The organism is Mycolicibacter sinensis, from assembly GCF_001673565.1.
GTDB lineage: Bacteria > Actinomycetota > Actinomycetes > Mycobacteriales > Mycobacteriaceae > Mycobacterium > Mycobacterium sinense_C.
The window spans coordinates 60971-76029 of record NZ_LZMF01000093.1 but is presented as its reverse complement, the minus strand read 5'-3'; the positions used below and the strand labels follow the sequence as shown (position 1 = coordinate 76029).

Below are 15059 nucleotides of genomic sequence, written 5' to 3'. Positions count from 1 at the left end.
GACCGCGACGGTCGAGGCCAGCGCGGTGGTGCCCACCTGCGCCATCGGCAGCGCGGCTTGCTGCGCCGGCGGCGTCGACGAGGGGGAGCCACCGACCCCGACCAGGACACCGATCCCCAGCACGGCGGCAGCGGCACTGGTTGCCGCCCAGGTCATCAGCCGGGTACGGCGGCGTCGTCGGCGCACCGCGCTCAGCAGTGACGGCAGCAGCTCTGCCGACGGCTGTGGTGCCGCGGTGTCGTCGGCGATCTCGGCCACGGTGGCGTGCTCGAGCTGGGAGAGCAGGGCGGGCACGCCGCTGATCTCGGCGACCGCGTCCCGGCATGCCGGGCAGCCGGTCAGGTGGTCCTCGTACTCACGACGGTCGGCGGCGGACAGCGAACCCAGCACGTAGGCGGCATCCCACATCGCGTACGGGTGCTCCGGCCTCGAGAACGCGGTCATCGTGTCACCCCCATCTCCTGCAAGGCCAGTCGCAGTGCCCGCACCGCGTAGTGCAGGCGTGATTTCACTGTTCCCTCGGCGATCCCGAGGTCTTCGGCGACCTGTCCGGTGGTCCAGCCACGGTAGTAGGACCGCTCGATCACGGTCTGGTGCTCCTTCGATAGTTGGGTCATGGCTTCGGCGATCAACATCCGGTCCAGGGCGGTGTCCACTTCGTCCCGCGTGGGTTGCTCGGGTGGGGCCGACTCGTCGAACAAGGCGACGACGTTGCGGTATGCGGCGCTGCGCCGTTCATCGATGATCAGGTTGCGCGCGACGGTGCACAGCCAGGCCCGCGGTGACCGCTCGGGGTCGCCGATGACTTCCGGGTGCTGCCAGGCGCGCAGCAGCGTCTCCTGGACGACGTCCTCGGCGCGGCTCCGGTCGCCGGTCAGGCGCAGCGCGTACCGCCACAACACCGCCGCGTGCTCGTCGTAGAGCGTCTTCATCAACGCGGCTTCATGGTCCGGCGGGTTACCGACTCGAGGCACACCGATCACCTCCTGCCTAGTGACACGGGGTGCGCGCCCGTCGGGTTCATGCACGGCACCGCGTGCCCGAAAAACGTCAGTCGGGGATCCAGTTGCCGTGGAATCCGTGCGGAACGCGCCGGGGCAACCGCACCCGGGCGGCCGGTTTGGCGTCGAAGTCGGCGGCGTCGATGATCACCAGGTCGCTGCCGTTGCGCACCGGGTCATAGACGTAGGTCAGATACCAGCCGGCCGATTCATCCGCCTGCCCCGGTGACGGTGCGAACACCGCCTCACTGGGCGCACCGGACAGGCCGTTGATGCCGAACCGGTGCACCTGCGCGTCGCCGCGCGCCAGGTCGTAACGGACCAGGCTGTCCTGGGCGACCGTGACGGCGTAGCGGGCGTCGGCGCCGACCAACCGATCATCGACGCGGGGGAACTCGATATCGCGGTCATCGAGCTGGACCTCGTCGACGACACCGGAATCCAGATGGATCGTCCAGCGCCACAGCGTGGCGTCGGTTTCGAAATCGCTGTTATGGCGCCACATCTCCGGGTAGCGGGCCGCTTGCAGCACGATCGCGTCACCCGAGGGCATGTCGAAAGCGTTGGCGAGATGGAAGACGTAGCAGGGGTTGATGTCGAACCAGCGCACCGGGCCGTAGGGGTCATCGCGGCGCAGCACCCCCAATCGGGCGCCGTAGTCGTCATCCCAGCGATAAGGCAGGTCACGTTCATAGCGTCCGGTGAGCGCGATCTCCAGGTTGAACACCAGCGGCAGATCCAGGAAGACGACATGCTCGGCGGTGAGCGCGAAGTCGTGCATCAGCGTCATTCCGGGCACGTCGATCGGACGGCGGATAATCAGGTCGCCGTCGGCGTTGGCCCGGTAGTAGTTGACGTGCGGATCGAGGATGTCACCGTGGCCGAAGAAGTGCAGCTCGCCGGTGGCGGGACAGATTTTGGGGTGCGCGGCCATGGAATCGGCCAGCTTGCCGGCGAAGTCGTAGACCCCCAACGTCTTCAGGTCGTTGGTGATCTCGTAGGGCAGTGAAGATTCCATCAGCGCCAGGGTCTTGCCGGCATGCCGGATCACGTGGGTGTTGGCCACACTGGAATGCAGATTGCGGCTGCCGTCGGGATTGAACAGCGCCAGCGGCTGCTCGAAGCTCTCGGTGCGCACCCACCGGTTGCGGTACCAGGCGGCCCGGCCGTTCTCCAGTCGGACCCCGTGGACCATGCCGTCGCCGGTGCACCAATGCCCGCCCGCCGCACGCGGGTTGGGTCCGTTGCGCAGGTACCAGCCGTTCAACTCCGCCGGGATGCTGCCCTCTACTGGGAGGTCGAAGGCGGTGAGCTCGTCGGGAACCGGCGCGTAGTTGCCGGTGCGGAAGACCGGGAAGACCGTTTCCGGCGGCTGCAACACCGCGACCGGTGCACTCGATTCGAATCGGTCGGAGGCGCCGTCGGTGCGCCGGGCGATGCCGGCCTGGGCGACGTGGGTGGGGCTGCTCAGCTCGTCGTCGTCCATGGCGTCGATGTCGTCGCGAGTCACCAGCGACAGCAGCGCCGGCATCCCGGACAGTTCGGCCACGGCGTCCCGGCAGGACGGGCAATCGTCGAGGTGCAGCTCGAATTCGAGATGGTCGGACTCCGACAGAGATCCCAGCACGTAGGCGGCGTCCCACATGGCGTACTCGTGGCGCGAGGTCGTCATGGCGCCACCCCCATGCTTCGCAGGGTCTGCTGGAGGGTGCGCAGCGCGTAGTGCAACTGTATTTTCACGCTGGCTTCGGCGATGCCCAGGTCGGCGGCGATCTGCCCGGTGGTCCAGCCGTGGTAGTAGGCGCGACCGAGCAGCACCCGGTTGTCGGAGGACAGCCGCGCCAAGGCGTCGGTGACCAGGGTGCGGGCGGAGTCATGCGGCAGTGCGGCCGCGGCCTGCCCGCGGTCGGGTGTCCATCTGTTGCTGGCTTCGCCGAGATCCATAGACCAGCCTCCCGGAAGTGACACGAGGCAGCGGGGGGTTCGGTTCAGAGCTGGTTCCCGCCGCGTCGCGATCCGTGTTCCCAGTGTGGGCCGCGGGGGCTGGCGGCGGTAGGGGCAGCTCAGTCTTTGACCGTGCCGCTAATTTCTACGGCGTCGTGGTGACCAGCCTCAGCTCCCACGCCGCGAGCCACGGCTTGATCGTCTGCGCGACGGAGTAGATGTGCGGGCCGTCGCAGGTCGGCTCGGAGTAGTCGCCGTTGGACACCGCGGTGAAGATCCCGACCGCTTCGGCGCTGCCGTCGGGCTGGATGCGGTACACCGGGCCGCCGGAGTCGCCGCAGATGCCGGTGGCGGTGAACCGGACCTTGTTCTCCTCGCTGGCGACCACCGGCCCGCATATCGCGCCCCCGCTGCGAATCCCGAAATGACAAAGTATGTCGCCGATTTGGACGTTCTCGGCCAGGCCGGTCACCGGATGTCCGTCGATCTCGGAGGTCAGCGGGATTTTGCCGGGGTGGTCAAGGGTGATCAGGGCGATGTCGTAGTCGTTCCAGTCGTTGCCGTCGTAGACGCTTTCGGTGAAGGTGCCGACCACCGGATATTTGTAGAGGCCGCCGTGGTGCACGGCCACCTTCCCGGGCCCGCCGGGTTTGTTGCAGTGCCCGGCCGATAGCAGCCCGGGCTGGTCGTCTTTGGTGCGCACCAGGAACCCGGCGGTGCAGCTGATGTTGTCCGAGCCGTCGGCCGGGCTGACGTTGATGCCGATCCCGGGACCGAGGGCCTTGGCGGTCGGCATGAGGATGGGGTGGCGCACCGGGTGGGCGCGGCTGGCCCAGACCGTGGCCACCATGATCGCTGCGACGACGACCGCGATGGTCACTCGGGTGATCAGGTTTTTCAACGAGCGCCTCGGCGACCGGCCATCAGGTGACTGTACTGAGCGGGCGGCATAAGACCGCTACCAATTGCTCGGCGCGTAATCCTTGAGGAAACACCCGAACAGGTCCTCGCCGGCCTCCCCGCGCACGATCGGGTCATACACCCGGGCGGCGCCGTCGACCAGATCCAGCGGCGCGTGAAACCCCTCCTCGGCCAACCGCAGCTTGGTGGGGTGCGGACGCTCGTCGGTGATCCAGCCGGTGTCCACCGCGGTCATCAGGATCCCGTCGGTCTCGAGCATCTCCGCGGCGCTGGTGCGGGTGAGCATGTTCAGCGCGGCTTTGGCCATGTTGGTGTGCGGATGCCCGGCGCCCTTGTAGCGGCGGCTGAATTGGCCCTCCATCGCCGACACGTTCACCACATATTTACGACGGGCCGCCGATGCCGCCATCGCCGGGCGCAGCCGGCTGACCAGGATGAACGGCGCAGTCTGATTGCACAGTTGCACCTCGAGCAGCTCCAGAGCGTCGACCTCGTGCACCCGTTGGGTCCAGCTGTTGGTCGCGGCGGTGTCGGGCAGCAGCCCGCCGGCGTCGATCGCTGTGCCGGCGGCGATGCGGGCCGGGGAGGCGCTGCGCGCGGTCAGGGCCAGCTGGGTCAGCGCGTGCGGTTGCTGGTGTTCGGCGAGGCTACCGGCCAGCGCGGCCGGGTGTGCGTCGCTGACGTGGTCGAAGGTGATGACGTCGACGAGCTCGGCTGCCGGGGTGCGCTCGGCCTCGACCAGGGCGGCGTACGAGCCGGGGGCGCGGCGCACCGTCTGCGCGGCGTTGTTGATCAGGATGTCCAGCGGGCCTTGGTCGGCCACCGTGTCGGCTAGCGCGACGACCTGGGCGGGGTCGCGCAGGTCGATGCCCACCACCCGTAGGCGGTGCAGCCAGTCGGCATGATCGGGCATCGCGGCGAAGCGGCGCACCGCGTCGTTGGGGAAGCGGGTGGTGATGGTGGTGTGGGCGCCGTCGCGCAATAGGCGCAGCGCGATGTACATGCCGATTTTGGCGCGCCCGCCGGTGAGCAGGGCGCGGCGGCCGGTCAGGTCGGTGCGGGCGTCGCGTTTGGCCCGGCTCATGGTGGCGCAGTCCGGGCACAGCTGGTGATAGAACGCGTCGACCTGCGTGTAGTGGGTTTTGCAGATGTAGCACGGCCGCGAGCGGATCAGGGTGCCCGCCGACGCGCCCTTAGTGGCCGATACCAGCGGGATGCCTTGGGTCTCGTCGTCGATGCGGCCCGGGGCGCCGGTGGCGGTGGCGGCAATGACCGCCTTGTCGGCGGCGGCCACCGCGTCGCGTTTGGCGGTCCGGCGCTCCTTCTTTAACGCCTTGAACATCCGCGCGGTGGCGCGGCGGACGGTGATCGCGTCGGGGTGCTCAGGTGGCAGCGCGTCGACCTGGGCGAGGACCTGCAGGCAGGTGGCGAGTTTCTGCGGGTCGATGCCGGTCACGCCTGGTAAGGGTACGGGGCGTGATCGGCGATGCCGGTCACGCCCGTTCCGGCCCGGTTAGCGGGTCGGTGGGGTGTCGGACGTGGGTGCGCCGGGATCGAGCTTGTCGGCGCGTTGATATTCGGAATCTAATTCGCTGCGCGCGGTGGCCGCATCACTGCGGTGTTGGTGCGCCTGGTGTTCCAGGTTTTCCGCTTGCGCTGCCAGCGCTTCGGATTCGGCTCGCATGGCGCGGCTCTTGGCCGCGATCTGCTCGGCGTGGGCTTCGCGCTGTCCCACCTCATGAGCCTGCTCGGCGGCTCTTTCGCGGATCTCCCCGGCCTGGCGGCGACGCCGCTCGGTGCGCTTGTTGCGGGCGATGAAGGCCAAAGCGATCAGGACCAGGACGGCCACGATCGCGACGACAACGATGAGAATGATGGTGCTGTTACTCATTGCGGTTTCCTTTGCGTTGCGGGCAGATGAGTCGGCGGTCAGTAGTAATGACGTCGACCGCCCACCGGGCTGCCCATCCGTCCGGCCAGCATCAGCACGAGGCCGACGACGAGGAGAATGACCCCGACCACCACCAGGAGGTGGGCGTAGGCGAAGGTCGGGATGAGAACGGGCAAAACAAGGCCGAGAATGATGAGGAGCACTCCGAGGGCAATCATGGCGTTACCCCGCTTTCTGTGGAAGAGGGGCTAATAAGCGTTGGTCCGCAGCATTCCCGGTTTCCGCTGGGCATAAACCCAGGTGACGAGCTGTGCGGGCTGGTGAAACACTTCGGCGGCTTCGGCAGTGGCGTCACTTATTGCGGGGAATGATGGTGACGACGATGAGCGGAAAACTCGCTCGGTCCGAGCGCGTCACTGCGCTGGATGAATCCCATCTGCCCCATGCGTCACCGAGGGAAGGGTGTGGGCGTTGTGCCCGGCTATGAGCGACACCTTGAGGCGAGGTGCGGTCCAATGGCCATGCGTTTGTAGGAACTTGCTGTCGAGGGTTTCAGCGCGGGCCTGGTGGCCTGTCAGCCGACTTCGACCGGGACGTACAGCGGTCGCAGCGTGATCAAGCTACGAGTCGTCGCGTCGGCTTTTTCGTAGTTGTCGACTAGTGCCTTGGTCAGCTCCTGCAGCGTCCACAGTGCCAGCGGCACCGTCGAGCGGTCCGCCTCATAGCGGGCGTCCTTGGTGAAGCCGCCAGTACTCACGTAGAGACCGCGGTCCTCGGGGTGTCGACCGCCTAGGAATCCGCGAATGTCCTTGCTTCCCATCTGTCCCTTGCGGTGTTTGACCTCGACGACGATCCGGGGTCGTTCGAAGCCGAAACCGTCCGGCGAGGCCAGAACGTCGCGCCCTAGATCCGATCCGGGCGGGGAGACCTGGGTCTTGTAGCCCATCGCCCGCAGAATCCCGGCCACCAGGTCCTGCATCTGCGACCAGTCCAGGGCGTTGACCCTGTCCTTGATCTGCTCGAACGCCAATGCAGGGAAGTCACGCAGCGGATCGTCTGGCTCGACGCCGTCGTCTACCGGGGGCGGTGCCGCAGTGCCGTGTAGCAGGCTCAATACCTCGGTGCGCACCGCCTCCGGAAGCTGAAAGACCGTCAGCGTTGAGCCCAGGCTGTTCTTCGCCGCCTGGCTCAGGTCGTCGCGGTTCAACTCGACTGTCTGCCAGGTGATGGGCCGGGCCAAGCCCATACCCTGATCGGCCCAATCCTCGTGGAGCTCTGCCGGTCCTGTAACGGCACCGACCAGGTAGGTGCGGTTGTCCGGCGAATAGGTGATTACCCAGTCGTTGGTGGCGACTTCGTTGACGAACCGGTACACCTGCGCGGCGCTGACCACTGCCGCCTTTTCTTTGATACCCGGCTCTGCCTCCCGGTAGGCCTTTGCCAGCGTTTTGCGGTCGACGCCGGGCTTGGCGAGCGTGGCGATCGGACGAAACCCGATGCCGGCTGCGCTGCGGTCGCGGAAATCGTCATAGCGCAGGCCGCCGTCGCTGCGCACCATCCACATCGCGGTCACCGATCGGCCTCCGGCCTTGTCGGCGGTGCGTCGTTGACCACCGGTGTCTGCTGGTTGAACCGCTGCGTCATGAAGCCCCGGATGTTGGACAGTCCCCGACCGGCAGCCGCAATGGCTTTTTCGGCGACGGGCTTGGCTATCTCCACCGCGGCATCGACAGCCTCACGGACGCCCGGGGTCTCCATGTCCTTCCAGCCGTCAACCTGGTGGTGGCGCGCGCTGGCGAAGTTGTCCAGCTCAGTTCGCAGGGCGTCGCGGTCGGCGGCAAGTTGATCTACCGCCCAGAACCGAAAGCCGTCGAGCGCCTCGGTTTTTGCGATCGCATCGACCACCTCGTGCGCCTTCTGATAGAGCTTGCCGTCCTCGGCCAGCTGGTAGGCCAGTAGTTCACGGGTGTGCTCGAGTACCTGCGGCAGATGGTTCGGCTCGGTGGCCTCGACCCGGGCCAGGCGCAGCCGCTGCCACTTGTATAGCGACTCCTCGGCCACCACAAGCAGACTCAACGTCTCGCCAATGAAACTGTCGGCGATTGCGGCCCGCATCCTGTTCGCCCGGTCCTGTATCGACAACGTCGGGTCCAGGCTTTCCAGAACACGCCGGGCATGGTTGCGCAGCCGCTCGGTAGTGGCGTTCAGAGATGGACCTAAGCCTGCGATGGCATCCCAGTAGGCGTCAGGCAGCGATCCGTTCTTCTCCAGGTAGGACAGCTGCCGGGTGATGGTGAGATTGTCAGCGAGGACGTCCCCGGCACGGTCGGCCTGAGCCAACTGAAGGATGGCTCCGACCTTGCTCTCCACTCGGTGGATCGAGTCGCTGACGTCGGCGATAGCGGCCTTGAGTGCGACCTGCACCCCGATCATCTGCAGCGACGCCAACTGCTGCGGATCCAACCTCGCAGGCCGCCACTGCAGTTGCTCGGTGAACTTGCTGTCGGCGCCGCGGGTCATCATCCGGAAGAAACCGTCGGTTCCCGGAATCAGGTTGCCGCGCTGGATCGCTGCCAGGCTGTCCGGATGCAGTTGCACGAACTTCCCGGCCTGCTGCAGCACTGCGGCGACACCAACGCCCAATCCGGCGGCGTTGGTCAGTGCCGCCTTGTCGAGACCGGCGACCTGGACCGCGTTACCGGCAGATTCGCGCAGCCGCTCTAAGTAGGCCTCCACGGCCTCCGGGTCGCCGCCGACAAGCAAGCCCTCCGGTTGCTCCATCACGACGACCTCGCCGGGAGTGACAGTGGCGGGCAGGCCGGCGACGTCGTCGTCAGTCACGGGGAACCTCCGGGGGTGGGTTTTCGCTGAGTGTACGTAGGGCCGGCGACACGGGACGTCTGGTCGGGTCGCGAAATGCCGGTCGGAACATCTAGGCCGCTGACGCGCATGCAAGCCTGCCGTGTCCCTGTCGGCACCGGCCTCTAAGCTGCTCGGCAACGCGACACCGGCGTCGTTGGTGGCGCCTTGCCTCAAGGAGCTCACGGTGACCGATCTCGACCACAGCGCACGGCCGGATCAGGTGGCCTATGGTCGGCACGCTAAGCCGGAGCCAGCTGGCACTGGAGCGCTCGCCGAAGCCACAGCACCGGTCGCATCCCCGAGCATCGAGATCTACGCCGTCTCCGACCTGAGCTACCCGATGGCGCACTGCCGCATCCCGGTGATCGACCACATCACGATCACCAACGCCGGCGACGAACTGCGCGGCGCGGTACTCCACCTCGAAGTCATGAGCGCAAACGGCTCCCACGGCGGCCCCAAAGAGATTCACCTGGATCTCGCGTCCCACGCGCCCACCATCCTGCGCGAGGTCGCCCTGCTGCTCGACCCGGCCTCGATGCTCGCCGTCGACGAGCCGCGGCCCGGCACCATCCGCGCCGTGCTGCGCGACGCCGACGGCGCCGTGCGCGCCGAGGCGGAAAAGGATGTCACGATCCTGGCCGGCAACCAGTGGAAGGCCCGCCCCCTGCAGCTGGCCCTGGAGATGCTGGCCGCCCACGTCCAACCCAACGCCGCCGCCGTCACCGCACTGATGCTCAAAGTCTCCGATCGTCTCGTGGCGTTCACCGGCAACTCGGCGCTCAACGGGTACCAAAGCGACGACCCGGCCCGGGTCGACGCTATCGCCCAGGCGGTGTTCGAGACCATCCGCGACAGCGATGTGCGGTATGCCGAACCGCCGGCCAGCTGGGGCTTGGAGGGGCAGAAGGTCCGCACACCCGCGGAGGTGCTCGAGGGCCGGCTCGGCACCTGCCTGGACACCACCCTGACGATGGCCGCCGTGCTGGAGCAGGCCGGGATCAACTCGACGATCTGGGTGGTCCATGGGCATGCGTTCCTCGGCTATTGGCGGGTGGACTCCGCACTGCCCACTGTGTCGACCACCGAGGCCATCGACGTGGTAAACCTCGTCGACCTGGATCAGATCAGGCTCGTGGAAACCACCATGCTCACCGGTGGGGAGCAAGCCGCCGACTTCAGCGCCGCGACCGCCAGCCCGCGAGCCAAACACCTCTCTGCGGATCTGTCGAACATCCTCGGGATCACCGACATTCGCCAGGCCCGCGCCGCCCGGATCTACCCGCTGCCCAGCCACTCCACTGACCCCGCCGGCAACATCACCGTCTTCGAATACCAACCGGGCGCCGGCCCGGTGATCGCCCCGTACGTGCGCCCCGAGACGGTCCAACAGACGCCGCAAGAGGCAGTGCCGGAACGAGTGCGGCAGTGGAAGAACGCGCTGCTGGACTTGAGCCTGCGTAACCGGCTGATCAACTACACCGAGCGGGCCGGGTTCGCGCTGGCGATACCCGGCCCGGCGCTGGCCCGCTTCGAAGACGACATCAACGCCGGCGCCCGCATCAAGCTGCTGGCCTCCGACGAAGTCAGCAGTGTCGATGCGGCGCGCGGCATCCGCTACGGCCGTGAGCTGCCCGAAGATGAGCGCACGGTGCTGCTGGCCGACAAACACGGTGCCTACCTCGACGTAACCACTGCGGCCTACAAATCCCGGCTGCGCAACCTGGCCTACAAAGCCAAGACCATCACCCAGGAGACCGGCGCCAACAACCTCTACCTGGCGTTCGGAATGCTCAACTGGCGCTTCGGTGACCGCGAGCTGCGCTCCCCGGTGGTACTGGTCCCGGTGAACCTGTCCACCACCAACCGCGGTGACCGCTATGTGCTGTCCATCGACGAGGCCGGCGTGTCCACCCCGAACTACTGCCTGATCGAAAAGCTGCGGGTCAGTTTCGGTTTGGAGATCCCCGAGCTGGCCAACCCCGCCGAGGACGCCTCCGGCATCGACTTGGCCGGCACGTTCGACGCCGTACGTCGGGCGATTGCCGCCGCCGCCCTGCCGTTCCGCGTCGAGCAAAGCGCGCAGTTGGCGATCCTGCAATTCGCGAAATTCCCGCTCTGGAAAGACCTCGACGAGTCGTGGGCGGCGCTGGCCGACAACAGTCTGGTGCGCCACCTGATCGACACCCCGCTGGCTGCCTACACCGACCCGGTGCCGGCACCTGACGGTGTCGACCTCAATGAACTGCGGCCCCAGATGCCGGTGCCGGCGGACTCCTCGCAGCTGCAGGCGATCGCCGAAGCGGTCGCCGGACGCACCTTCGTGCTGGAAGGCCCACCGGGAACCGGTAAATCGCAGACCATCACCAACCTGCTGGCCCACGCCATGGCCTCCGGACGGAAGGTGTTGTTCGTCGCGGAGAAGAAGGCCGCCCTGGACGTGGTCAAAAAACGGCTGGACGCCGTCGGGCTGGGTGAGCTGTCGCTGAACCTGCATGACAAATCCGCCCGCCCGGCCGCGGTGCGCGAACAGATCAAGACCGCGCTGGAACTGCGGGTCACCGCCGACAGCGACCGGCTGCGCACCAACCAACAGGTCGCTGCCGCGGCGCGTACCACCTTGGCCCGCTACGCCGAGCGGCTGCATGCCGAGAACGCCGCCGGGCTGTCGGCCTACACCGCTCGCTCCAAAGAGCTCGCCGCCGACCAGGACGTCGCCGCCCTGGAGGTGCCGCGCGAACTGGTCGCCGCGGCGAGTCCGGAGACGATGGCGCAGATCGGTGAGTTGCTGCGGGCGCTGCCGGCGGTGGCCGAACTGGCCCGACCCGGAGCCGATCACCCGTGGGGATTCCTGGATACCGTCCCAGCCGAAGTTGCTGGAACCTACCGGGCCGCAGTCGAATTCGATGCTGCGCTGGCCGCGTTGCTCGACGACGGGCAGCGCCACGGCATCGGGCTGGCCCAGCTTGACCGGGTCGGTGCGCCGGCCGCGCTGGCGGAGTGGGCACGACTGGCGGGCGCGCCGCGGTATCCGTTGTCCGGTATCGATGCCTTGAACACGGCCGAATGGGCTACCGAACTGATTGCGTTGCGGCAGTTGGTGGGTGGGTTGTCGGCGCAGCGCCCCGGCTGGCTGGACATCGCCGGCCCGCAGGCGATGGATCTGGACATGCCGGCGATCCACGCCGCCGCGCTGGCCGCCGATGAGTCCGGATTTTTCGGGCGCAAAAAACGCCGCCGCGCGGTGCTGGCGCAACTGGCCGACGTGCTGGTGGTCGAGGAGGCGAGCATCGACCTCAAGGGTCTGTCGACCGGCACCGCGGCGATGGCCGAAACCCACGCGCTGGTCAGCGATCTGCGCCGGCGGGTGTCCCGGCTGCCGGTCACCCTGCTCGACGGCGACTGGAATCCGCTGCTTCCCGAGACCGGCGCGCAGCTGCGGACCGGCCTGGACTGGCTGGTCTGGCTGGTGGCCGCTCTCAGCGCCGCCGGTCAGCACGTCGCCGACCTTCGCGACTTCTACACCCGCACCCACGTCGGGACGCTGGCCGGGCCGCTGGAGCGGCTCGGTACCGCCTGGAGCGGGCTCGGCCATGCCACCGGGGTGACTCTGGATTCACAGCGCGCGTGGGCCGACGGAGCGTTCTTCGACCGGTGGTGGGCTGGGCGCGCAGCCCGGCGGCTGGAAACTCCTGCCGTGCTGGAATATTGGGTGGGACTGATCGGCCACGTGGAGCCGCTGCGGGCCGCCGGCATGACCGCCGCGCGGGTGGCGATCCTGACCGGTCGGGTGCTGCCCGAGGACGCCGCGCTGGGATTCGAGCGCGGAGTGGCCGCGGTGTCGGTCGGTGAACGCCTGGACGCCAATGCGCTGGTGGGGTTCGATATGGCCGCGCACGGCAAGACCATCCGGCGTTTCACCGATGCCACCCGGGCCATCCGCGAGGAGTTGCCGCGGGCCATTCCGGCCGCTCTGCTGGCCGAACGCCGCTTCGACTCCTGGTCGGAGAGCGGTCAGGTGGGTGGGCTGCGCAAGCAGCTGGAACGCAAACGCAATGCCATGAGCATCCGCGCGCTGCTGGACAGCTTCGGTGAGCTGATCACCGCGATCATGCCGTGCACCCTGATGAGCCCGGATTCGGTGGCCCGGTTCTTCCCGGCCAAGCCCGGGTTGTTCGACATCGTGGTATTTGACGAGGCCTCCCAGGTGCGGGTGGCCGACGCCGTGGGGGCGATGGGCCGCAGCGGCTCGGTGGTGGTGGTCGGCGACAGCAAACAGATGCCACCCACCAGTTTTGCCGAAGTCGGTACCAGCGATGACGACGAAGACTACAGTCCCGACATCGTCGTCGACGAGGAGTCGATTCTCACCGAGTGCGTGCAATCGCAGGTGCCGCGCCATTGGCTGTCCTGGCACTACCGCAGCCAGGACGAGGCGCTGATCGTGTTCTCCAACCAGAACTACTACGAGGGCAGACTGGCCTCGTTCCCGGCGCCGCGGGCCGCCTCCGGTTCCGGGCACGGGGTGTCGCTGGTGCGGGTCGACGGGGTGTTCGAGCGTTCCGGCAAGGGAAAGACGCTGCGCACCAACCGGGTCGAGGCCGAGCGGATCGTCGCCGACATTCGCCAGCGCTTCGCCGTGTCGCCGTCGGTGGCGCCGTCGCTGGGCGTGGTCACTTTCAACGCCCAACAGCGTGACTTCATCGAAAACCTGCTGCGCGACTCCGGTGATGACCGGTTGGTGGCGGCGTTGGATGAGCCGGACGGGCTGTTCGTGAAGAACCTGGAGAACGTGCAGGGCGACGAACGCGACACCATCTTGTTCTCGGTGGCGTTCAGCGCCAACGACAAGGGCGTGGTGCCGCTGAACTTCGGGCCGCTGTCCCGGCCAGGTGGTGAGCGGCGTTTGAATGTGGCGATCACCCGGGCCCGGCGGGAAGTGGTGCTGTACGCCAGTTTCGACCCTGCGGCGCTGCGCGCCGAGGAGACCAGCCAAGTCGGCACCAAGCATTTGAAGGCCTACCTGGAGATGGCCGCCCGCGGGGTCGACGCGCTGGGCGGCGGCGGGCGCCGCCAGCCGGTGTTCGACTACCACCGCGACGACATTGCTGCGGCATTGCGGTCTGCTGGCTTGCCGGTCTCCGCCGATGTGGGGCTGTCGGATTTCCGGGTGGACTTGGTGCTCTTCGATCCTGCCGTGCCCGACGAGCCGCTGGTGGCGGTGCTGTTGGACGGGCCGGGTTGGTATTCCCGGCGCACGGTGGCCGACCGAGACGGGCTGCCGGTCGACGTGCTGTCGGGACTGTTGAAATGGCCGGCGGTGGAACGGGTCTGGCTTCCCGAGTGGCTGCAAAACCGGGACGCGACGGTGGCGCGGCTGCAGGCGGCGGTGGAGGAGGCGCGCGAGCGGAAGGCGGCGCCCCCGCCGGTGGTTGCCGCCCCGGAACCGGTCGCTTCGGTGGTGACGGTGGCGGAACCGGTGGTGGAGGAGCGGGCGCTGGCGCCGCTGCGCTCGGCACCGGCCGCGCCGGTGGCGGCGCCGGCGCCCAGGCGGCACCCGATGCTGCAGACGTTCCACGAATGGGAAGCGGTGGTGGTCGGTGATATCAGCGTGCTGGACGAAATCGCGATGCAGCGTGCAAAGCAGAAGGTGCGCATTGTCATTGAGTCGGTGATCAACGCCGAGGGGCCGATCCACCCGGATCGGCTTGCCAAACTTGTCGCCGGAGCGTTCGGGCTGAACCGGGTGGCGGGGAGTCGCCGCAAGGCGATCCGGCAGCTTGCGCCTGCCGACTATTACCGGCGCTACGATCTCGAGGGCTTCTACTGGCCGGCGGGTGTCGTCCCGGAGACCTGGCGAGTGGTCCGCTGCCCGGCCGAGGGCGAGAGCCGCCCGATCGACGAGGTCAGCTTGATCGAGATCGGCAACGCCATGCTGGTGATCGCGGAGCAGACCGGCGGGATCGGGGCCGAGGACCTCAAGCGCGAGGCTCTGGGGTTGTTCGGAGGTAAGCGGATGACGGCGGGGATTGAGGCGCGGTTGGGGGAGGCGTTGGAGGGGGCGGTCGCCAACGGCTTGTTGGACGGCGCGGGCGGTGCTCTCATGGAATTCCGGGCGCCAGGTATCGCCACGTGACTTTCCTGGTGTGCGAACGGTTCTATGACACCTCCGTTAGAACTCTGGCGGTCCGCGAAGCGATGGCTACACCCGCACACCCCCACCGACTACTCGAAATGCGAGACGAGGCGCATAGGCTGTCACACCTCGCCTAGCTGCGCCCGAGCTCGGGAGCGCGCGACGCATCATCGGTAACGCTCTCAGGTCGATGCCCTCAGTTCGCGCACGATGCCCGCGCACGCGCGCGATCATTCCGGACACGCCGAGCTACGAGAACATCCGCGCCGCCTAGGAGCACCGACGACCGTGCTGCCCGACCGGG

Annotated in this window: 11 protein-coding genes; 1 reads left to right on the top strand and 10 read right to left on the bottom strand. The window is 67.7% G+C overall.

All coding sequences use genetic code 11. The features are described from left to right. The 10 genes from A5648_RS14345 to A5648_RS14300 all read right to left on the bottom strand — a co-directional run. Nucleotides 1-444: anti-sigma factor family protein (locus tag A5648_RS14345; RefSeq protein ID WP_207511712.1), on the bottom strand; the 444-nt coding region annotated here is incomplete at its 3' end. Continuing rightward, the gene (locus A5648_RS14340; RefSeq protein ID WP_065025197.1) at nucleotides 441-932 is read right to left on the bottom strand and encodes a sigma-70 family RNA polymerase sigma factor; all 492 of its coding nucleotides are present in this window, start codon (nucleotides 930-932) and stop codon (nucleotides 441-443) included. The genes A5648_RS14345 and A5648_RS14340, both read right to left, overlap by 4 nt. 118 nt (nucleotides 933-1050) lie before the next feature. Next, nucleotides 1051-2673: a carotenoid oxygenase family protein gene (locus tag A5648_RS14335; protein WP_207511710.1), complete on the bottom strand. Its 1623-nt coding sequence runs from the start codon at nucleotides 2671-2673 to the stop codon at nucleotides 1051-1053. After that, nucleotides 2670-2945: a sigma factor-like helix-turn-helix DNA-binding protein gene (locus A5648_RS14330; RefSeq protein ID WP_065025186.1), complete on the bottom strand. Its 276-nt coding sequence runs from the start codon at nucleotides 2943-2945 to the stop codon at nucleotides 2670-2672. Before A5648_RS14330 ends, A5648_RS14335 begins: the two co-directional genes overlap by 4 nt. A gap of 145 nt (nucleotides 2946-3090) precedes the next feature. Next, nucleotides 3091-3825, bottom strand: a complete 735-nt coding sequence (locus tag A5648_RS14325; protein ID WP_234787434.1) for a S1 family peptidase — start codon at nucleotides 3823-3825, stop codon at nucleotides 3091-3093. Between the two features lie 78 nt (nucleotides 3826-3903). Then, nucleotides 3904-5322 carry an SDR family oxidoreductase gene (locus A5648_RS14320; protein WP_065025184.1) on the bottom strand — a complete coding sequence of 473 codons (1419 nt, stop codon included), beginning with the start codon at nucleotides 5320-5322 and terminating at the stop codon, nucleotides 3904-3906. 57 nt (nucleotides 5323-5379) lie between these two features. After that, a complete protein-coding gene (locus tag A5648_RS14315; protein WP_065025183.1) occupies nucleotides 5380-5757 on the bottom strand; it encodes a hypothetical protein in 378 nt (125 codons plus the stop codon). Between the two features lie 38 nt (nucleotides 5758-5795). Next, entirely contained in the window at nucleotides 5796-5975 is a 180-nt protein-coding gene (locus tag A5648_RS14310; RefSeq protein ID WP_065025182.1) for a DUF6131 family protein, read from the bottom strand. A gap of 356 nt (nucleotides 5976-6331) precedes the next feature. After that, complete coding sequence (locus A5648_RS14305) at nucleotides 6332-7321, bottom strand: restriction endonuclease (RefSeq protein ID WP_065025195.1); 990 nt, start codon at nucleotides 7319-7321, stop codon at nucleotides 6332-6334. Between the two features lie 5 nt (nucleotides 7322-7326). Further along, the gene (locus tag A5648_RS14300) at nucleotides 7327-8598 is read right to left on the bottom strand and encodes a hypothetical protein (protein ID WP_234787433.1); all 1272 of its coding nucleotides are present in this window, start codon (nucleotides 8596-8598) and stop codon (nucleotides 7327-7329) included. A gap of 205 nt (nucleotides 8599-8803) precedes the next feature. Between A5648_RS14300 and A5648_RS14295 the strand changes: the two genes are divergently transcribed. Beyond that, nucleotides 8804-14755 (top strand): DUF3320 domain-containing protein, encoded by a 5952-nt coding sequence (locus A5648_RS14295; protein ID WP_234787432.1) that lies wholly within the window; start codon nucleotides 8804-8806, stop codon nucleotides 14753-14755. Nucleotides 14756-15059: the final 304 nt, after the last annotated feature.